Here is a 21,528-nt window from a genome sequence, read left to right as displayed (position 1 = left end):
GTAATAGCCATGATCTAATTCTATAGGTCAGGTCTGCCTTCTCTGTTGGAAAGAGCAGAATAAAATTTATCAGGGTTTCATTGAACATAAACTTTACAAAATGGAAAATTCTTTAGTCATTGGCGTATTTTGCTACAACAGAGTATCAAAACTTAAAAGGTGTATTGAAGCCTTACTCAAAAATCCGGAGTGTGCCAATTTGGATATTATCTTTTTCAGTGATGGGGCAAAAGATGCATCAGGTCAGAAATCGATTAAAGAAGTAAGAGATTATATAGATCAACTAAAAGGCTTTAAATCGGTCATTAAGCATTATAGAGAATATAATTACAGTACCGGCCCAAACTTCAGAACCGGACTAACTTTTTTAAGTGAAAACTATGAGCGCTTTATTATTGTAGAAGATGACCTCATTGTTAGCCCAAATTATATTAAATATCTAACTGATGCATTAGAATTTTATAAAAATGATCACACTGTATTTTGTGTAACCGCCTATGTTTTCCCCATTAAAAAAGGTGAATATCATTACGATAGCATTGTATATAAACGGTTCTGTTCTTACGGATGGGGCGGATGGGCCAACCGTTTTCCAGATGTGATCTGGGATAACCAGGCACTCGAATTACTAATGAATACCTCCCCGGGATTCAAAAAGCGCCTCAATGCCGAGGGGGCCGATCTGATACGGATGCTTCGTAAACAAATATCTGGCAAAATTTCAACTTGGGACATCCAGATGCAAACACATGTAGCGGAAAACCGATTAAAAGTAATTTATCCAACATTATCTAAAGTATCTAACATTGGATTTGATGAAGAATCGACAAATACTTCCGGAGTCAATTACCTGATTACCCCGATTGATGACGGCAGCAATCGTGATTTTAAATTTTGCCCTCCAAACATTATTAGCCCGAAACTTCAGGCACAGATCAAAAGCCCTTATGATTTCTCTACTTTGGTTATCCGCAAATTGAAGAATGATTTCCTTAAGTTCACCAATAATATACGAAAGGCAGACTAATGAGGATATTAATCGTCCATACCTATTACAAACAGCATGGAGGGGAAGATGCTGTTGTTCAAAATGAAATGGCACTGCTCCAAAACGATGGCCACGAAGTAGAACTTATTGATTTCAGTAACGCATCAGCTACATTGTTAAAGGTATTGCTTATGCCATTTAACCCATATTCTTATCTTAAGATGCTTAAAAAAATTAAGTCTTTTAAGCCTGATATTGTTCACGTTCACAATCTCCATTATGCCGCAACTCCATCTGTATTATATGCAGCAAAAAAAATGCAGGTACCCATCGTCATGACTATTCACAACTACCGCCTATTGTGTCCTTCTGGAAGCCTGTTTTTTAAGAATAAATTATTTTTGAAATCATTGAATGAATCCTTTCCATGGTCTGCTGTTCGGGAGGGTGTATACCAGCAATCGAAAGTTATAACCTTCTGGCTGGCTATTTCGAATTATTTGCATCGAAAAATAGGTACCTGGAGGTTGGTAAACGCCATGATCTTTTTAGGTGAGCATAGCGAAAAAATTTTTGAGCAGAGTGGTTTAATACATGCAAGTACCAAAACATTTCTGAAGCCAAATTTTACCAACCAAAAAAAATCCGCAGCGGCGAATAGCGCAGGAGAATACTATCTGTTCATCGGTCGTCTAAGTGAAGAAAAAGGTATTAAAACGCTGTTGAAGGCATTTGAACATTGCCCGGAAGTGTTAAAAATTGCAGGAACAGGCCCCTTAAGAGATTTTGTTTCGGAAGCTGGAACACATTTTGTTAATGTTGAATACCTCGATCATCTTTCAAAAACTGAAATTGAGGAAATGCTTGTTGGGTCCAAGGCACTTATTTTCCCTTCAGAATGGTATGAAACCTTTGGAATGGTAATGATTGAAGCGTTCTCTTTGGCAAAACCAGTAATTGCCGCAGATCTTGGTAACATTCCATCAATTGTTAAAGATCAAGTAAACGGCCTTACCTTTTCTCCGGGGAATGTGCTTGAACTACAAAGAAAGCTATATGAGTTTGAAAACATGGATAGCCAGGCTAAACAAAACTTAGCAGCAGGGGCACTATTTTCCTATCATCAATATTATGCTCCTGAAGTTAATCTGAAACAACTGATTCATATCTATTCTGATACGCTGGCCAGCAAAAATACTTAAGCTAAATAGCTTTTTATTATCGAACAGTCGTAGTAGTACTAAGCGGCAAATTTAAGCTTAAATATGTGGTAAACATAAATGGGGCCATAATAAAGATACCTTCTCCACATCTTTCTGGGGTTACTTAGCAAACGGCCCAGCCATTCTAACTTATAACGAATAAAAAAATCGCTCGGACGTTTAACGGTTTGTGAGTAAAAATCGAATACAGCACCAATCGCACATATCACCTTCGCATCTATTTGAGATTTAAATTGCCACGACCACTTTTCTTGTTTGGGTGCTGTTAATCCAATAAACAAAGCATCAGCACCAAAATCATTTATGGCAGCAATCATTTTATTATTGTCTTCTTCATTAAAAACACTCTTAAATGGCGGCGAATAATACCCTACAACTACATTTGGATATTCATGTTGAATACGAGCCTTTATTTTTTCAAGTGTTTCATTTATAGCACCTAAGTAAAAGCACCGACCATTTTTATGATTTAAAGAAGTTAAAATATGCTGATGAAGATCAGCCCCAGAAATTTTATTGATTTTTCTGCCGCTAAGAATTCGCTCTGCAAGTACAACACCCTCTCCATCAGGTAATAATATATCAGATTCCACAAGGGCATTCCGGAACTCTTTATCTTCGTTTGCCACGCAGTAAGAATATTGATTTATAGTATTAATGACTGTTTTCGATTCAAGCGATAACTCATTCAACGTTCCGGTATACAAATTGTAATTCATGCCTTTACGAGATTGACTAAAATAATTACCCATAATTTAAGATCAATAATATATAAATTTCTCTACACAACTCATATATTGTATTTACGTTTTTATTGACCCAATGGTTTTCCCTAACCCACTCATTATCTTATTATAATTATAATTTAACATTTATGTATTATTAAAATCGAGAAATCCCATATCAAAATCAACTGGCTGTAACTTAAAAAGCCATAATTAATTTGGGAAATTCATTAGATAAATCACTTCATGTTAAAAAATTTTGTGTACAATTCTCAACAAATGTCAAGTTTATACTTCTAAATAAATTGTACTACTTCATCAAACATCAATCATTTAAGGAAGCAGAAATCTTCAGGGAAAAATATCCAAAGCAATTTGCAGAAAGACATATACTATTTTGATATTCTGTTGCCATGCAATGATTAAAATGCATTTTCTTCTCCACCAAGTGCATTTGTTACAGTTTTGATGATAATTTGTACATCTTTAATTAAGGTCCAGTTTTCCATATATGAAATGTCATGTTTAACACGTCCTATCATTTGAGCGTGTTCTTTTGTTTCGCCTCTGAAGCCGTTCACCTGCGCTTGCCCCGTAATTCCGGGTTTTAAAAACTGCCTCACCATATATTTATCTACAACCTGCCGATATTCTTCAGTATGTTTGAGCATATGAGGCCGGGGCCCTACCACACTCATATCGCCAAACAAAACATTAAAAAACTGTGGTAGCTCATCAATACTGGTTTTTCTCATAAAAGCCCCAATTTTCGTAACTCTTGGGTCGTTACGTTCTGCCTGTTTAATATCACTGTTCAAATTAACCCGCATGCTTCTAAATTTAAAACAATAAAAAGGCTCATTATCTCGTCCCGAACGCAGTTGTTTAAAGATTGGATTTCCCCTGGATTCAATTAAAATCAAAATCATCAGTACTGGAAATAACCAGGAAAGAATAAACAATATTACTGCCAAGCTGAAAACTATATCAAAGCATCTTTTAACAATTCTATTTCTTAGCCTGCTTAATGGCTCTTTTCTGTTTATTAGTATAGGTATTCCATCGTAGTAATTTTTCAATTTGTAATTTGACATCCTCAGGGATATTTGCTCCCTTTGGTAGTTCATAAAAGAAGTAACGAATCTTACACGAACGCAATGCTGATCTGCTAATTCAACAATTTCGTCCAGAGCACTATCCTGTTCCGGAAACTCAGTAATGTACACTTCATCCAAATGATTAACAATCGCATATTTTATCGAATCGCGTGATGATGCTTCATCGAATGCGCTATTTGCAAATTGGTCACGTTGGTAATGATATGACCCTGTAAAGTTTACGGTCAAAGGGTTGGTTAAAAAGAACTTTTCAAGTCGGCTTCCTAAATCATTTTGACCAATGATGGCAATGTTTTTTTTGAAAAGATTCATCTTTACATAATACCTTTCGAAAATATGGGTGGCTAAACGTATTGCTACAAGTACAAAAATCTCCACTCCAAAAATCAAAAGTATTCGCCATGTGATGTACACTGTAGGCGTTAGGTGATTAACTACTACTGAAAGTAGCATAACCTGCATTAAAAAAGTGAGAAAAACTTTTCGGTAGAGCAGCTGCTGTTTTTGAACATTTTTGAAAGTATAAGTGCTGTTTACTATTGCCCCCGTCAACCATGACAGGTTAATGATCACTAAGAATTGTGCAGCCCCACCTATATCAGTTTGTTTTAAAAATCCTGAAAAATAAAAGAATGCAAAGGAACTGTTAATTGCCAAAGCATCTATTATAACCAATAAAGAAATTAGTATAAAAACATGACGACTTTTCATAATATCTGGACCTGTATAATGTGTATTGAACCTTAAAAATAATTTTAAGGTAACTTTGGAACGGAACATAAATTGACAGATTTTATGCCTGACAATCAATAGCCCCAAAGGACTACAACCTAAATAGAGACCACTATACGTAATGTATTAGGTAAAAGTATAAACCGAAGTATTCATGTTATAATGGTTGAACTTGTTGAGCGCTTCAACTTTATTCTGAACGTGCAACCGCTTATAGATATTTTTGCAATGATTTTTTACTGTGTTTGGGCTAATAGCGAGTTGATCAGAGATTTCTTTATACAGCAAGCCTTTACTCAATAAAGATAATACTTCAAGCTCACGCTCGGTTAGGCCCAGTTTACCTTGCTTCTCATGTTGTTTTCCGCTAAGTAAACCAATAACTCTTTTTGCGATGTATGGACTCATTGGCGCTCCACCCTCAGAGAGATCAATAATAGCGGCATGAATTTCTTCCAAACTTGAGCCTTTCAGGATATAACCTGATGCACCTGATTTAAGTGCATTAAAAACATTTTCATCATTTTGGTAACTTGTACACATCAGGAACTGAGTGAAAGCTAGATAAGGCTTTGATTGCCTTACAAAATCAATTCCGGATAGCTTATGCAACTTGATATCAACAAGTGCTATGTCTGGCTTGTCCAAGTGCATTTTTTGAAGCGCTTCCTCAGCGGAAGCATAAACACCCTTCAGCGTAAATAAAGGATTTACTTTAATAACTTTAACTAGAAGATTACGATATTGTTCGTGATCTTCAACAATGGAAACTGAAATCATAAAAACATTAATAGGGAGTAATTAATAAACAACTAAACTCTATTATATGTTAGCGTTAATTAATAGGCTAAATATTCAACTTGGCCAACGTAAACGAATAATAGAGACAACTTTATCTTAGGACTCCGGGACTGCCCTTACAACAATGCTAATATACAAAGGTTATTAAATGATATTAAATTCTGTTATGTCCTTTTAAATCACCATTTTAGTGTTCTATAAATACATGAGATTAAATATTAAACAGACTAAATAAGCGAAAAATAATAATACAAATTAATGTATAAATAAATATTAAATTGTAATAATTAAACTACAAATTCATAATAAATAATGAGACTCAAATTACACTATTTAATTCATAAATCACACTTAATTCTATTTGACTACAACGACTACCGTCATGCGCTATGGATTTCATTATTTGCATTAGTTTTATTAATGGCCTATGCCTTGCGGATGATTTACATCAATCAGCGATTGAAACAGATAGAGAAAAATGAGTATATCGAACAGAGTAAGGCGATCAAACTAGAAAGACAAAGAATCAGTAGCGAACTGCATGACGAACTTGGATCTGGTTTATCAGCGATAAAATTATATTCTGAATTGGCCAGTAAAAAAAGAAGCGAAATTCATGAGTTTAGGGAACTAAATGAGATGATAAAAGATATTTCTACAAAAATTAATGACATAATTTGGACAACAAGTACCGAAAATGATCAATTAGATAGCGTAATTTTCTTCATTCAGGAACAATTATCAAAACTATTTCGATATTCAGATATCAAATTCAGTTCAGCACTCCCTGAATATATCCCTCAATTAAAAACTAAAAGCGAAAGCAGACGTGATTTATACTTATTAGCTAAGGAAATAGCACATAATGCACTAAAACATTCAGAAGCTGATATAATATCTTTGAATATTTCCATTTTCAAAGAAAATATCACTATCGTAATTAAAGATAACGGGAATGGTTTCGATCCATTGAAGGTGGGAAATGTTGGCATGGGGCTCAAAAATATTAACACGCGTGTAAAGCGATTGAATGGCACCTTGACAATTGAAAATTACAAAGGCACCAAAATATCAGTAAGCATCCCGATATTGAATAATTTTTACAAAGAGGTTAGTAATGGGGAAATAAATAAACCAACAAAATGGTGGAGAATGAATTAATTTGCAGGTGTTGAGCCATCTGGTTCGCCACACTCGGTTATTGGATATCTATAAATCATTTTCAGAATGACTGCTGGGTTTCCTCCGATAACGCAATAGCTCTCAACATCTTTGGTAACCACAGATCCTGCACCGATAACTACATGATCACCAATTCTAATATCACCTAATATAGTGGCGTTTACGCCAATATCAACATTGTTGCCGATTATCGGCGATGGTCCAGATGAGCCATCTTCCAAAATTTTACACCCAATGGTGGTAAGATGGCGTAAGGTGCAGTTTTCTCCAATATTCGCCATACCATTGATCACTGAACCATGCCCGTAAACCAGTTTAAGTCCTTTCCCAATGTTTACTTTCGAGCTGATTTCGATATTAAAAATCCAACCAATTATAAATTTATACAGTAAAAGATACCAAAAGAACAAAATTTTTAAAAACAGATGCTGCTCGATAAGAGACGCACACCTGAAAAAAGTCATAATCGCTTTACCTTTAGCGTTATGATGGTTACTTCGCCAATCCTGGAAAATATTATTGCTTTTAATGGTCATTTACCCGAAAAATTGTGCATTTACTGTGTTAATATTTGAATAGAGGGTGCACCGAGATGAAAGAATATAATTTAGGTGATCGGCATACTGATCAATAACAATAGGACAATGATAAATGTCTGCCGTTTTTCTATTATTACTTTCTATAACCTTTCTATAATCTATTATTTTATCTGTTACTAACGACAATTGCTTTGAAACGTCCGACGAACTTGTAAAATAGAACGCATCATTACCCAAAACATCACGATTGGCACTGCTTCCATAAGCAGAAGGTATACAGTTTGCAGCCATCGCATCATATAGCAAGTAGGTAGGCTCATCCCGCCCATAATAGCAGATGTCTGAAAAATAACGCAATCGATTGAGGACATGCTTGTCATAAATGCTACCGAGAAATTCGATAACAGCGCAATCCCTGTATTTTTCTTGCAAGTAACTACCAAAACGTGTAGTATGATTACCCACTACAAGGAACCTATTTCCAGAAGATGACATCACGAAGCCATCTAGTATCATTTCAATGTGATCTTGTTTCTCCAGGCTACCAATATATAAGCTATAGGAATAGGGTTGAAGATAATGTTTATCTAAACTGGCTTTCTCCTCTAAACTTAGGGTGTCCACTCCCGGAGGAATAAACTTCACCCGCTTTTTATATCTGCTTCTGAGATACGAGCAGCTGAGGTTAGAATCTGAAATTATAGAATGGCTATAACGAACGGCCAATTTTTCAGCCAATTCGAGAAATTTCGAAGTTAACTTATTGTATTTTTTATTTCTCCACTCAATGGTCGAAATATTAGAGACCAACAGCACATTTTTAGGAAGCATCCAGGACCAAATTCCGCTGGAAGGACCGTACTGGATAACTAGATCACAAGGTCTATTTCTAAGATCTTTAAAACAAAAATAATCATAAAAAAAGTTGCTAACAGAGCCCAGTTTATATTCAGGGTCGTAAACATGAATTAATTCGATTCCCCGCCAGTGAGATTTTTGATAAGGGTGATTGTGTGCACAATATATGGTTACATCATGCCCCCTATCTGCTAATCCCCGAGCAACAAGTTGAGCCCCCTTCTCGAATCCCCGGTAAAAGTCAGGTATCCCCCTTGTACCTACAATTACAATCTTCATCTGATTACGGCTTGAATAATTTCGATTTTTAAATCACTATTTAACATATAACATGCTAAAATTTAATACTATAAAATTATCTCAACATTTGTGCTGCATCAATAGCCCTTAAAGACTAGCTTTGTTGAGGAATTTAGGTGACAAAATCTTATCAAGATCCAACTACTAAGCGCTGGGTAAAAGCTACCAGGCAAGACAGCTACACCCCTGCTTGTCCATCATAAAATTGTTTCTGCGATATAAATGTTAAATAAAAAGCCCATACAAAAATGTACGGGCTAAATATATTGTCTTGAATAGGTTTTTGTCGAATCTAAATGTAAATAGCGTTCAATTAGTGTAACTCTATCTGCGACCCAATATTCTTTTGCATATAATTTTATTAAAGTTTTATATCATGGTTATTTACCTTTTCCTGCAACCATCACTTTAACCGTTTCCATGATTACGCCCATATCCGTACGTAATTTTAATTTACCCAAATAGATCAGGTCAAACTCCATCCTTTCAATCATCTGATCAACATTCTCTGCATAACCATAACGAACCTGGCCAATGGAAGTAATGCCCGGTTTGATACTCAATAGATGATTATATTGAGGAGCACGTTCGATAATCTGTTCGATAAAATGTTGCCGCTCTGGTCTTGGACCAACTACCGACATATCACCTTTAAAAACATTATAAAACTGGGGTAATTCATCCAAACGTGTCTTACGCATAATTAAGCTCCATTTTGTAATTCTCGGATCATTATCCTTCGAAAGCTGTGGCCCCATGCTTTCCGCATCAATATACATACTTCTAAACTTGTAGATGAAAAAGGGTTTTCCATTACGGCCAATACGCTGCTGCTTGTAGAATACCGGTCCCTTTGACGAAGCTTTAGTGATTACGGTAATCAAAGCAAAAACCGGCGCACCACAAAACATCACAACCGAAGCAAAACCCAAATCAAAGCCTCGTTTCAATAAACGAATCTTTAAACTTTCCACCCGATGGGGCAACATTCTAAATACCGGAAATTCTTCATAGTTTTCTACTACCGTTTCCTGAACATTCAAGTCCAGATCGGAAACAATTTTCACGGTGATTTCGTGATCCTTTAAGAATTGCAAAACATCCAAACGGTTTTTTAAGGCATTGAGGTTGCAGATGTAAATCTCATCTACTTTTCGCCTGGCAATCAGCATTTCTACATCACCTAAACTATAACCTAGAATTCCCGATTCTGATATGTAACCACAAATGTCATAACCATATTCAGGATGTTTGGCAAAGGATTGTTTCAGCCTTTGTGCTACAACTTTATCTCCTATGATGAGAACTTTACGGTGATTGTAACCTTTCTTTCGGATATAGTCCAGTACCAAAAAGATAATTGACCGAAAGGCAATAACTAATACAACAAAAACAATAAAATGTGCAATTAATACAAAACGAGATACATCAAATATTCCAGAAATGTACAGTATACAAAACAATGCCGCCAGATAATAAATCACAGTCATTAGGAACCTGTTGATATTATTAGACAAAACCAAAGGTCGATGGATTACACTAACCTTGGTTAATGCAGATAGAATCAGCCAGCTAATATTGGCCACTAAAAAAAATACCCCTGCATAGCTATAATTTCTAAAATCCGTACCCAGATGATACAAACTGGTAATAATCAGCGAAAAATTCAGGATTAAAAAATCACCAAGATAGACAGTTGGTGTAAGGTGTTTAGAGTAGCGGTGTTTCATAAGCGAAGAATTACCAGAGCGAAATAGACAATTTTAATTTCCCAATAAGCAAAAGTAGTGCCTAAAAGTTTAATTTATGTTAAATTTGCATAAAAGTACAAAAAAAATTATCCTGAGCCTTAGATATTTAACTTTTTACCTCTAATAGCAAAAAAAAGTTATTTACGATAAATCTTTTCCAAATAAGTTTACCATTGCTGTCACTTCCGATTTTATTTCCTGTTCATGGTTTTTTGGGTAAATCAGTAAAGCCTTTCCATCATCCACAACAATGAAATTATTTAAACCTCTAATCACTGCTGCTTTTCCAGCTGGAAGATGGATAATGCAATCAGAACTTTCTTTTAGATTAATCTTATCACAATTGATGGCGTTATTCTCTTCATCTTTTTCAACTACCTCATGTAAAGATGCCCAGGTGCCTAAATCAGACCAACCAATATCCGCAGGGATCGTGTAAACGTTGATCGCCCGTTCTAAAATAGCATAGTCAATTGAAATGTTTTCACTTTTTGGATACTGTTCCCTAATAAAATCCGCCTCTTTATCAGTGTTTAAAACAGGCAATCCATTGGCAAATATCTCAGCAATGTTAGCTGCATGTAGTTCAAATGCTTTGATCAGAGATTTTACCGACCATATAAAAATACCAGCATTCCAAACATAATCGCCACTCGCCAAATATTCTTCAGCTTTTTCGAGTACTGGTTTTTCTTTAAACGCATTTACTTTTTTGATCTCAGTCCCTAATCCTAGTTCCTTACTTTCTTTTCCTTGCTCATCCGCAAACTCTATATATCCGTAACCCGTATCCGGCCTGGTTGGAGTAATGCCAAGGGTAAGCAAGGCATCATGCTTGGCACTGAAATCAAGTGCCATCTCTATTTTGTTTAAGAAAATGTCCTCCCTTAAAATAAGATGGTCAGAGGGGGCGACTACCAGATTTGCCTCCGGATTAATTTTACCAATTTTATAAGCGGCATAAGCGATACATGGCGCAGTATTGTTTCTACTCGGCTCCAATAAAATGTTATCTGTAATCACCTTTGGAAGCTGTTCTTTGACAATATTTGCGTAGCTATCATTTGTTAATATATAAATATTTTCTTTAGGGGCAATTTTTTCAAAACGTTCGTATGTTAACTGCAGTAGTGATTTACCAATACCAAGAATGTCGATAAATTGCTTAGGAAATTGATTTCGGCTTTTTGGCCAAAAGCGGGAACCTACCCCCCCAGCCATGATTAGAATATAGGTGTTATTTTTTGCTGTCATTTTGGTAAATAATGTTTGGAATTCCATTTATAAGTTGATAAGTAAAAATGTGGGTACCCTTATCTTCGTAAGGAGTTGACAATTTTCCTACTGTAATCATTTTTTATCCCAATATTTTCTATGCATAGAAAATGCTTTTATTAGATTATGATTAAGGCTATGATGCATCATTCCCAATTTATAGCCCATAAATTTTGCTCCAATTGTCATACACATCTTTGGGAAAACTAATAGATTATGTTTTAGAACATACTTTAGTTCGGATTTTAAATATCTGAAACCTTCTCCACCTGCAGAGCCAAACTCATCAAGCAACCACTTATTGGTGGAGTGAAAAACGCCAATATCAAAATATCTTTTAAATTCCTCTTTAACAGTGTAATCATGAGAATGGTAAACTTCAGATTCAGCTACATAAGCAATTTTCCATTCCTTTAAAAGCATTTGTCCACCAACAATTACATCCTCAGCAAATATCGTATGCTTTTGGAAACCACCCACAGCTTCTAATGCAATTCGCCTATACGCAGCAAAAGAATTAGAACATGACGCCGTTTTGATGCCCAGTTCCGACTTATCACTCAATTGTTTTAATCTTGATTTTGAACTGTAGTTAAACAATCTAGCATGGGTTTCGAGCACCTTGGCGCCCGTATGTGGAAGTTGACGACCATAGGCAAGTCCAACACTAGGGTCATCAAAGGACTTAACTAAATTAGCAATTGAAAATTCTCCTTTAAGGATACAATCTTGGGTGAGGTAGATTAAAATGTCGCAATCAGCTGCCGCCTCTGCCAATAGCTGTCTTGCATAGCCATGGTCAAAATCTGACTTATTTATCTTTAAAACTTCGAAACCGTTTTCTTCAGCTAATAATGTAGTATTGTCTACAGAGCCAGAATCGATTATAATCTTTTTTTTAATTGAGATTTCCTGTTTATCAATACTTTTTAATAAATCTTTCCATCTTTTTCCAGCGTTTAGTGTTGGTATCAATATAGCAATTTGATCCATATTAAGATTTTATTTTCAATTTAATTAAATTATATATCAAATTTAAACGATTTTTAATTTGATTTTTGAGTGGAAGTGTTGTTGTAAGCGTTCCAGACGCGTTAGTATTATGTCTGATGTAATACATTAATGGGGTTTGTATAAAAGAAACTGATCCTTTAACTTCTGCTACAAGCCCTATCCACCAGTCATGCATATGCAACCCTTTAGGAAATGGCAGTGCATAAGTCAAAACTTTTCGATTGATAGATATACAGCATCCGATATAACTGTTTCTAATAATATTGTGTACGATGCCACTGTTAGATCCTCTGGCTTTAAAAAACGATGAATGCATAATTTCTAAATCTGCGTCAACTACAATTGCATTTGAAATGACTAGGTCATGTTTGGCGTGCATTTTCAAATGCTCTGCTACTTTCGTATCGAACCAAATATCATCTTGATCACACAAAAAAATTACATCACCGTTGGCCTGCTGCAAGGCGAATTCAAAATTACGTGCGGGATTTTTAAACTTGTTGCCTGCAAATACTTTTATTCTATTATCATTAAAAGCGCTTATAATCCTTAAGGTATCATCAGTAGAAGAATCGTCAGATATTATAATTTCATCTGAAGCTGATAATTGCGGGATTATACTACCCAATTGCCTTTTTACGAAATGAGCTCCGTTGAAGGTAGCTATACAGATTGATACAGATAAATTATCACTCATTTTTTATTATGAATTTGTTGAGTAGAAGAATGAATGGAATTTGAAATATTATTGGGAGATAAAACCAAAAGTTTATGAAAAAAGAAAAGCTAGCACAAAAAAACAGTACAACATATATTCCTATCGCTTGAAAATTTTTCCTTTTCATTGCTATTTCATATGCTTTGACAGTCAAATACACTACAACAAGCGTAATTATCAACACGCCCCAAAAGCCAAAGTCTATAAAAATCGGCTGAATGTAGGAAGAAATAGTAAAGTTAACGACTTCAAGAGAGGATAAATCATCTGATGGATTTCCTCTTAAAAAGCTAGGCAAAAGACTGTTAAGTGAAGATAGATCGAATAACGCATAGTGTCCACTTGTTACAATGTTGTCAAGGTTTAACACATTAAAGAAAAAATAGGAATAGATCCAGATAAAACTATTTGGCAACCAATAAAATTCAGGCTTTAATCCCATAATCTCTCTAATATCCCCACTTCTCGATTCACCCAAAATGCCAAAGCCGATCAACAGAATAATTATATATGTTGCAAGTTTAAAATTATTTATAGGTTTTGCGCATATAGAGTGAAGAATCGCAATCTCTACAATCAGCGATATAATATTCTGCCTAGTCATACAAAGCAAAAAGATGACGAAAATTGACAAAATTACATATAGATATTTTTTTCTTTTTTCATGAATAAAAATATAATAGCTTAAAACTCCAAACGCATTTGCATAAGCGTAAAAAAGACCATTTAGCCCTTTAATTCCATAGTCAAAGTAGTTACTGTCACCAGAAATAATAAGTCTAATAAATGGTAAAAACCCACTAAATGCGAAGTTCACTAAAAACAATGCGTAGCAAACGATAAGAGCTAGATTGTATTTATACTGTTTAAATCGTTTTAAACTTCTGATTTCAAACCTTTTCTGGATACTTCTATTTGGCAGGAAGATTAGTGACATTGCCAGTGGTAAAGTTATCAGCTGAATTGTTATTGGATCTAATTCCCTATTGTAATGTGTAATCGGCAAAAGCTGAAATAGATATAGCAAAATCCATGGCGCCAAAAATGCAAAATTTGGCTTGTAATATTTAATTTTATTGTAAGCCATGTAAAAAAAACACAGAAACAAGATAATATAAGTAAACTTATGATCATAGATTACAGTGATAAGTATCAGTAATAATAGTGCAAATAGCTTTATGATCCTATTCATAAATAATTAAGCAATAATTTTTTCCCACATAAGTTCCATTTCCCTTGCCTGCTGAATTGTTCTAGTTCTTAGAATATCAGACAAATTTTGCAGTGATATATTATCATCTAGCAATTCAAGAATTTGATCCTTCACTTTATCAGGATTCTTTCTATTGAAAATAAGATAGGCCAAATCGCTTAAATATTCTAAGCCAAAAAGTGATTCAGATGTGCATAGAATTGGTATACCTAAACTTAAAGCTTTTAATACCTTAATTTTAATTCCTGACCCATAGATTATTGGTGAAATAAATAATGATGATTTTAGTAATATGTCATCGAGCTTGTTGTCTGGAACAAAACCTAAAAAATTTAAATTACTTTTATTTATATAATCGGGATTGTTTCTTAAAATACTCGAACAATTCCCGATAATATTTATAATAATATTGGAATTTACCAATCTTGGCTGTAGTTCTTCAACAATCCATTGAATTGCATCATAATTCGGAAAATAATTACTCCCACCCATGAACGTTATAATTTTTTGAGAATTAGCCTCCCATAGCCGAGGATCAACAGGCAATGATTCAGATATGTTGTCTATTACTAGCGTAGGATATCGATTTTGCAAAAAAAGCTTATCTTGCAAAGAGAGTGTGATAATCTTATTTGATCGTTTAAAAATCTCCTCTTCAACACGCTTGGTTTTTAGATATTCTAAATAAAAGAAAAATCTCTTGATCAGATTTTTCTCCGACCTAAATTGATCAAAAAGAACATTTGCTTCAACGTTGTGGGCTACATAAACTATTTGAGCTTTTTTTTTCTTAAACAAAGCAAATGACGAGAAGTGATCACAAATTAGACAGTCATAATTGTTACTCAGCGATTCAATGTAAGTCTGTGCCTCACTATTAATTCTTACCGAAAAAGCTCTGGGGTATTTAAATCGAAAAAATAAAAATATCGCGGAAAAAAATCCTTTTAATCCTTTTACATGTCTATACTTTCTAGGAAAAACCTTTACTGAAGATAAATTTTCAGCAATCTCAACAGGTACCATTCTTGGCTTCTGATCAACATTTAACATTACTGCGTCAACGTCAAAGGTTTCACTAAGAACCCTAATATGATTAGAAAAAGCAACCTGTCCACCGGTTTCTTGTGGATAAGGAACTTCTGGGCATAGATAGAGAATTCTCTTTTTTATTTTCCTCATAATAATTAATTACTAAATAAGTAATAACTAACTTTAGTCGTTGCTCAAGATTTTTGAAATTTTCTTTGCTACATTGACCCAAGTATATCTTTCAATTGCCCATTTCTGCGCCTTTTCGCCTTTTTGCCTTGTTGCCTCAGGATTAGACAATATTGTATCCAATGCTTCTGCTATTTTCATTGAATCTACAATGTCTACTCCTATTCCAAATTCCCCATAGTTACAAATCTCAGGAAAAGCGTTCCTGTTTAATCCAATAATAGGCATTTTACAAAGCATAGCCTCTATATATACAAGACCCCAAGGTTCAAATAATGCAGGCATTACAAAAACTGTACAGGCATTAAAAAGACCTTGCAATTCATCAAGTGGTAGAAAACCATAGGTTTTAATTTTGGAATGTGATATTTGAGAACTGTAATCATTTTGACCAACGATATTAAGCTCGGCATCAGGAAATTTTCTCAACAAGCGCTCAAAGGCATCTAACACTAGATACCCTCCTTTGTCTTCAAATCTTCCCTTAGCAACAAAGAGGATTTTCTTGTTTGTATAATCCTTTTCGCCAAAATATGGCTTAATAATACCTGTTCCAGTACCTACCACAGTAATTTTGTCCGGAGCTTGATTATAGTGATGAATCAAATTTTTTTTGACATACTCGCTAACTGTGAAAATATGTGCTGACTGATCAAAAGAAATCCGTTCAAGTCTTTCAATCACTTTTACACTTGATTGTGAAATCAGGTTAATATTGGTGGAGTTATTGGCCCACAAATCCCAGGTCGCATCAATCATTAAAAAATGACGATTTTTTTTGAAGGATAGGTTATTGGTTTTAGGCAAACTCAAAGTACTAAAATGAAGAAGATTTACGGATTTTGTCGAATTTAAAAATAGATTTCCGCTATATGCAGCAATATTTCGCCAATAAGTAAAACGAAATGGCATCATCATGTGATGTCTACCACCGAAAAATTTTACTTTATAATACAATCTTAAAACCTGTTTTATAGTTTTAAATAATAGATTGTTGTCTAAAGCCTCAAAAGCTCTTTCTAGTATTCCTAGATCTTCAAGCGCTTTGGTAACATTTTTAGTTGTACCCGACCAGGTACGTCCGTCCCTCGGATCACCAAATGCTGATATAACATTAACTTTCATAATTATTTAATCGAAAACCTTAAAATACTATTAATGAAGTGATTCTTAAAAACTAAATGATTAAGAAACAAAAGACTAAGCATATAAACTGTAAAAGAAATGGCAAGCAAGTATAAATGATCGAAATCGCCTCTCAGAATGAACCAAGTGCATATTGTAATAGCCAAACTCGAGCAAATAAGTTTTATTAATTGATAGTCGACTCGTATACATATTGTTTTTTTTGCGTAGAGAAAGATTACTATACAAACGCTTAATTCGGCAACTACACATGCGATCGATGACCCAAGATAACTTAAAACAGGTATTAGCAGAAAATTCAACATAATGCTTACAATGAATCCAACAATGGTAGCATATAGTATTTTGCGCTCTTGCCCTATCGCTAACAAGTATTGAGTACCAAACACGTTACAAATGCCAATTATTAAGGGTACAATTCCTAAAATTTGTAATGCAGATGCTGCCTTAAGGTATTTTGTTCCTGAAATCATGGTTAGTATTGTATTTGAAAAAAGAATTGTAAAAACAAAAAAAGGAATTCCTAACATCGCTACAATACTTATCGATTTTTTCATAAGTTCTTGAGTCTTTAACGTTTCTTTATTAGCAAAAAAGGTTGACATTCTAGGAATTAAAACTAGTCCAATTCCTCCCATTACGGTCCAAAAAATTTTTACAATTTTCAAAGGAATATTATAAAAACTTACCTCTTGAGAACCAGTAAAACTCCCTAGTATTATAGTGTCCATAATTGTGTATAAACTTATTGCAATATTTATACTAAAGAGAATCCACAAGGGTTTTAAATGTCGTAATATCTTACGTTCTAACTTGTAGTGATAGAAAGCTTTCGTAAAAAAGTTTAAAGAGTTCAAAACTGCATTTGCGGTGACTGTCAAGATTAGTATGAAATAATATATTTTATAATCGTTAATTTGTTTAACGAAAAATAAAATTGTTAATACACTAAGCAACTTTATAATCAAAGATCTAGCAGTTATATACCCAAAATTCTCTACTCCTTGGTAATACCATTCTATAAGAAACGCATTAGAAATTATCCCTACACAACCAATTTCAACCAATGTTCCAAATCCTGACAATTTCGGAAAAAATAAGAATAGCGTATAAAACAGTAAACAACAGATTAGGGCTAAACAGAACTGGATTAAAATCAAGTCAACTACAAGATTTGATGTTTCCTGTTTATTAGCTTTTATTTTTGCAATTTCTCTAACGCCATAGTATGGAATGCCAATTGCAGAAAAAAGAATGAAGTATTGAGTAAATGAGTCAACATAAAATACTTTACCTATACTTTCAGCGCTTAGGGTACGAGTAATATAAGGTAAAGTGATGAGTGGGAAAACAATTGTGGAAGCAGTTAATAAAAAGTTACTGATGAGATTTTTCTTCAGACTCATTGCATTTTCTCTCTACTTATTTTATAAGCTAAATCAATACTACTTTTAATGCAAACATCCATGTTGTAATATTGCCATTCTCCAAACCTGCCAAGAGTGTATAATCCAATTTCAGCCAAGTAGTTTTTAATTATACTCGTTGCCGAATCGTAATTTTCATCAAATACGACATATGCGTGATCAGAAACATTATAGTCGACTGGTCTTTTTAGGAACTTATCTTTCTTACCGTTCTCAATCATTTCGTCTCTGGATTTTTCCCCCACTACTTCAGACATTGAGTAGTTTCGCTTTGGTTTGAAGAAACTGCCGATGTGAATGTATCTGTGAAAAAAATTATATGATTCTGGAATATAAGTCCATGTTCGATCCGTTTCTTCCGTTTCCCAAAACATGGTAGTTACTTTATTGTAGCGTAATTTATCTGCTGCATCTATGATTGCCTGGGGCGTATTTGCTATCAAACGAGGAAATAAATTTAAGGGTAATGTACTAATTACTAAGTCATATTCTTTTTCACCGTTTATAATCCATTTTCCGTTCCGTTGTTCAACAGACTTTACATTAAAATCAGTTATTATCTTTAGACCTTCTGCTAACTTATCAATAAACGTATTTTGATTATTGCTATCTGGGTAATAAAAGCTTGAATGAGGCATTTTATCACTCTCATTACTTATTAGCCCTTTAAAAAATGACTCCTTGTTAGGAATTGGTAGCTTACCGTCCACCCATGCAGGACTCATTTCATTTGGCGGTCTATTCCAAATTTTGGAATTATAAGGTATAAAGTATGTTTCTGCTAAAGTCTTTCCAAATTTTTTTCTAAACCAATCTTCTAAATTTTCATAAACATGGTCATCCTCTGCACTAAGAAAATCTTTAGTAATATCAATCGCTAATTCGGGTGCAAAACTGTGAATTTGCTTAATGGCGTACTCAATTGGGTAAGAAATTTCTTCTCCTTTTAATTTAATTACAGCATTTCGTTGAACTTGATGCCAATTTTCTTTAGGTAATACTTCTTTGAAAACAAAATCCATCACATCGGGATATTTTGAATTAAAGCAGTGACCACCAACTGTGTGATAAGCTACACCCTCAACAGTTTTTGTTCTCGCAATCCCTCCATGTATCGAATGACGCTCAAGTAGTTCAACTTCATGCTCCTTAGATAGCAATTTACCAACACTTAAACCAGAAATACCGGCTCCTAATATACCTATCTTCATAAGTTAATTCTTCTTTCTTTTAAAATCTTCATATGCTATCCTTAGACCAGATTCCAAACTAGTTGAAAAAACCCAGCCAAAACCGCTAAGTTTGGAAACATCCATTAATTTTCTTGGCGTGCCGTCAGGTTTACTTAGATCAAATTCAATTCCTCCGTGGAAACCAACAATTTCCCTAATTTTGTAAGCAAGTTCTTTTATGCTTAGATCTTCTCCACAACCAACATTTACCAACCCAGCTTCATTATAGTTTTGCATTAAAAAAACACAGGCTTCGGCTAAATCATCAGCAAATAAAAATTCTCTTTTTGGACTTCCTGAGCCCCAAATCTTTACACTTCCTAAGTTTTGCTCTTTGGCTTCGTGAAAACGTCTGATTAAGGCCGGCAAAACATGAGAATTTTCCGGATGATAATTATCATTTAAACCATAAAGGTTGGTTGGCATTACAGATATATAGTTGCACCCATATTGGTCTCTATAAGCATCACACATCTTAATTCCAGCAATCTTTGCGACTGCATAGGGCTCATTTGTTGGCTCTAAGTCACCTGTTAAGAGATATGTCTCTTTTAATGGCTGTGAAGCCATCTTAGGATAAATGCACGAAGAGCCTAAAAACATCAATTTTTTTACGTTTACTTTCCTTGAAGATTCGATGACATTACTTTGAATCATTAGATTCTCATAAATAAAATCTGCACGATAAGTATTGTTTGCAACTATGCCGCCAACTTTTGCCGCAGCTAAGAATACATACTCGGGTTTTTCTGATTCAAAAAATTCTCTAACAGCAGCCTGATCCCTTAAATCAACCTCGGAAGAAGTGCGAAAGACAAGATTTGTAAACCCCTCGTTTTGCAACTTTCTAAGTATTGCGGACCCAACCATACCTCGGTGCCCTGCAATGTATACTTTTGCATTTTTATCTTGCAAATACGATTCCGACATTATTCGTATTGATTTTTAATAGTGTAACCATGCGATTTTAACAGCGATTCTTTTTTAAAATGATCTACATCAACCGTCACCATTTCTTTAACTAAGGCAGCGAGATCATACTTAGGTTCCCAACCTAATTTCGTTTTTGACTTAGAAGGATCACCTATTAACAGATCCACTTCCGTAGGTCGAAAATAAGTGGGGTCAACACCCACCACTTCAGTCCCAACCCCCACTTGAAATTCAGGATTGTTGCAAGAAGCAACATAACCTTTTTCATTAACGCCTTCTCCTCTAAAATCAATGGTAATACCTACTTCAGCGAAAGCCATACGAACAAACTCTCTAACTTTGGTAGTTACTCCGGTCGCAATAACATAGTCTTCTGGCACATCTTGTTGAAGGATTCGCCACATGGCTTCTACATAATCTTTAGCATGCCCCCAATCGCGTTCAGCCTCTAAGTTTCCTAGAAACAATTTATCCTGCAAACCCTGCGCTATTTTGGCAACCGCACGAGTAATTTTACGGGTTACGAAAGTTTCACCTCGTAAAGGACTTTCATGATTGAATAATATTCCATTACAGGCAAACATGCCATAAGCCTCACGGTAATTTTTAGTAATCCAAAAACCGTAAATCTTTGCCACGCCATATGGGGATCGTGGATAAAAAGGAGAATTTTCGTCATAAAATCCTTTACTATTTTTATTTTCTGGCATTCCTCCATATAATTCAGAGGTAGACGCTTGATAGATTCTCGTCTTTTTAACCAACCCTAATATTCTTACAGCTTCTAAAAGCCTCAATGTGCCTAGTGCATCAACGTTGCCAACATATTCTGGAGAGTCGAAAGATACCTTTACATGACTCATAGCGCCCAAATTATAAATTTCATCAGGCTGTACTTCTTGCACGATCCTAATCAAATTGGTAGAATCAGATAAATCACCATAGTGTAACTTAAACTTAATATTTGAATCATGCGGATCTTGATACAAATGATCAATACGATCCGTGTTAAACAAAGAACTTCTTCTTTTAATGCCATGAACCATATAACCTTTCTCAAGTAATAATTCAACAAGATAAGCTCCGTCTTGTCCTGTAATCCCTGTAATTAATGCAACTTTCATTATTATGC

At 34.6% G+C, this 21,528-nt stretch carries 19 protein-coding genes; 3 read left to right on the top strand and 16 right to left on the bottom strand.

What is annotated here, in order from left to right:
* Positions 1-22 precede the first annotated feature (22 nt).
* The gene (locus EA772_RS07450) at positions 23-1,027 is read left to right on the top strand and encodes a glycosyltransferase (RefSeq protein ID WP_371683168.1); all 1,005 of its coding nucleotides are present in this window, start codon (positions 23-25) and stop codon (positions 1,025-1,027) included.
* Positions 1,027-2,190, top strand: a complete 1,164-nt coding sequence (locus tag EA772_RS07445; RefSeq protein WP_124912217.1) for a glycosyltransferase — start codon at positions 1,027-1,029, stop codon at positions 2,188-2,190. Before EA772_RS07450 ends, EA772_RS07445 begins: the two co-directional genes overlap by 1 nt.
* A 38-nt stretch (positions 2,191-2,228) precedes the next feature.
* Here EA772_RS07445 and EA772_RS07440 read toward each other — a convergent pair whose 3' ends face one another.
* From EA772_RS07440 to EA772_RS07430, 3 genes are all read right to left on the bottom strand, one after another.
* Positions 2,229-2,963 (bottom strand): WecB/TagA/CpsF family glycosyltransferase, encoded by a 735-nt coding sequence (locus EA772_RS07440; RefSeq protein WP_124912215.1) that lies wholly within the window; start codon positions 2,961-2,963, stop codon positions 2,229-2,231.
* Between the two features lie 395 nt (positions 2,964-3,358).
* A complete protein-coding gene (locus EA772_RS07435; protein ID WP_124912213.1) occupies positions 3,359-4,834 on the bottom strand; it encodes an exopolysaccharide biosynthesis polyprenyl glycosylphosphotransferase in 1,476 nt (491 codons plus the stop codon).
* Positions 4,835-4,912: 78 nt separating this feature from the next.
* Positions 4,913-5,566: a response regulator transcription factor gene (locus EA772_RS07430; protein WP_124912211.1), complete on the bottom strand. Its 654-nt coding sequence runs from the start codon at positions 5,564-5,566 to the stop codon at positions 4,913-4,915.
* A 333-nt stretch (positions 5,567-5,899) separates the two neighbouring features.
* On the opposite strand from EA772_RS07430, the gene EA772_RS07425 reads away from it, so the two are divergent.
* Positions 5,900-6,748: a sensor histidine kinase gene (locus EA772_RS07425; protein WP_124912209.1), complete on the top strand. Its 849-nt coding sequence runs from the start codon at positions 5,900-5,902 to the stop codon at positions 6,746-6,748.
* Here EA772_RS07425 and EA772_RS07420 read toward each other — a convergent pair.
* From EA772_RS07420 to gmd, 13 genes are all read right to left on the bottom strand, one after another.
* Positions 6,745-7,305 carry a serine O-acetyltransferase gene (locus EA772_RS07420; RefSeq protein WP_124912207.1) on the bottom strand — a complete coding sequence of 187 codons (561 nt, stop codon included), beginning with the start codon at positions 7,303-7,305 and terminating at the stop codon, positions 6,745-6,747. The genes EA772_RS07425 and EA772_RS07420 overlap by 4 nt on opposite strands.
* Complete coding sequence (locus tag EA772_RS07415; RefSeq protein ID WP_124912205.1) at positions 7,306-8,445, bottom strand: glycosyltransferase; 1,140 nt, start codon at positions 8,443-8,445, stop codon at positions 7,306-7,308.
* A 401-nt stretch (positions 8,446-8,846) separates the two neighbouring features.
* Complete coding sequence (locus EA772_RS07410) at positions 8,847-10,196, bottom strand: sugar transferase (RefSeq protein ID WP_124912203.1); 1,350 nt, start codon at positions 10,194-10,196, stop codon at positions 8,847-8,849.
* A gap of 162 nt (positions 10,197-10,358) precedes the next feature.
* The gene (locus EA772_RS07405; RefSeq protein ID WP_246834066.1) at positions 10,359-11,498 is read right to left on the bottom strand and encodes a mannose-1-phosphate guanylyltransferase; all 1,140 of its coding nucleotides are present in this window, start codon (positions 11,496-11,498) and stop codon (positions 10,359-10,361) included.
* A 69-nt stretch (positions 11,499-11,567) separates the two neighbouring features.
* Complete coding sequence (locus EA772_RS07400; protein ID WP_124912201.1) at positions 11,568-12,485, bottom strand: glycosyltransferase family 2 protein; 918 nt, start codon at positions 12,483-12,485, stop codon at positions 11,568-11,570.
* Between the two features lies 1 nt (position 12,486).
* On the bottom strand, positions 12,487-13,203 hold the full coding sequence (locus tag EA772_RS07395) for a glycosyltransferase family 2 protein (RefSeq protein ID WP_124912199.1): 717 nt from the start codon (positions 13,201-13,203) through the stop codon (positions 12,487-12,489).
* Positions 13,196-14,311, bottom strand: coding sequence for an O-antigen polymerase (locus EA772_RS07390; protein WP_168187495.1), 1,116 nt, complete (start codon positions 14,309-14,311; stop codon positions 13,196-13,198). The genes EA772_RS07395 and EA772_RS07390 overlap by 8 nt, the downstream gene beginning before the upstream one ends.
* Positions 14,312-14,422: 111 nt before the next feature.
* A complete protein-coding gene (locus tag EA772_RS07385) occupies positions 14,423-15,619 on the bottom strand; it encodes a glycosyltransferase (RefSeq protein ID WP_124912195.1) in 1,197 nt (398 codons plus the stop codon).
* 33 nt (positions 15,620-15,652) lie between these two features.
* A complete protein-coding gene (locus tag EA772_RS07380) occupies positions 15,653-16,783 on the bottom strand; it encodes a glycosyltransferase family 4 protein (RefSeq protein WP_124912193.1) in 1,131 nt (376 codons plus the stop codon).
* 2 nt (positions 16,784-16,785) lie between these two features.
* Complete coding sequence (locus tag EA772_RS07375; protein ID WP_124912191.1) at positions 16,786-18,210, bottom strand: flippase; 1,425 nt, start codon at positions 18,208-18,210, stop codon at positions 16,786-16,788.
* Entirely contained in the window at positions 18,207-19,442 is a 1,236-nt protein-coding gene (locus EA772_RS07370; RefSeq protein ID WP_124912189.1) for an NAD(P)/FAD-dependent oxidoreductase, read from the bottom strand. Before EA772_RS07370 ends, EA772_RS07375 begins: the two co-directional genes overlap by 4 nt.
* 3 nt (positions 19,443-19,445) lie before the next feature.
* Entirely contained in the window at positions 19,446-20,393 is a 948-nt protein-coding gene (locus EA772_RS07365; protein WP_124912187.1) for a GDP-L-fucose synthase, read from the bottom strand.
* Positions 20,393-21,520 carry a GDP-mannose 4,6-dehydratase gene (gene gmd, locus EA772_RS07360; protein WP_124912185.1) on the bottom strand — a complete coding sequence of 376 codons (1,128 nt, stop codon included), beginning with the start codon at positions 21,518-21,520 and terminating at the stop codon, positions 20,393-20,395. The genes EA772_RS07365 and gmd overlap by 1 nt, the downstream gene beginning before the upstream one ends.
* Positions 21,521-21,528: the final 8 nt, after the last annotated feature.

It is taken from the genome of Pedobacter sp. G11 (assembly GCF_003860265.1).
In the GTDB taxonomy this organism is placed as follows: Bacteria; Bacteroidota; Bacteroidia; order Sphingobacteriales; family Sphingobacteriaceae; genus Pedobacter; species Pedobacter agri.
The sequence above is the reverse complement of the archived record's forward strand: the minus strand, read 5'-3'. Positions and strand labels throughout refer to the sequence as shown.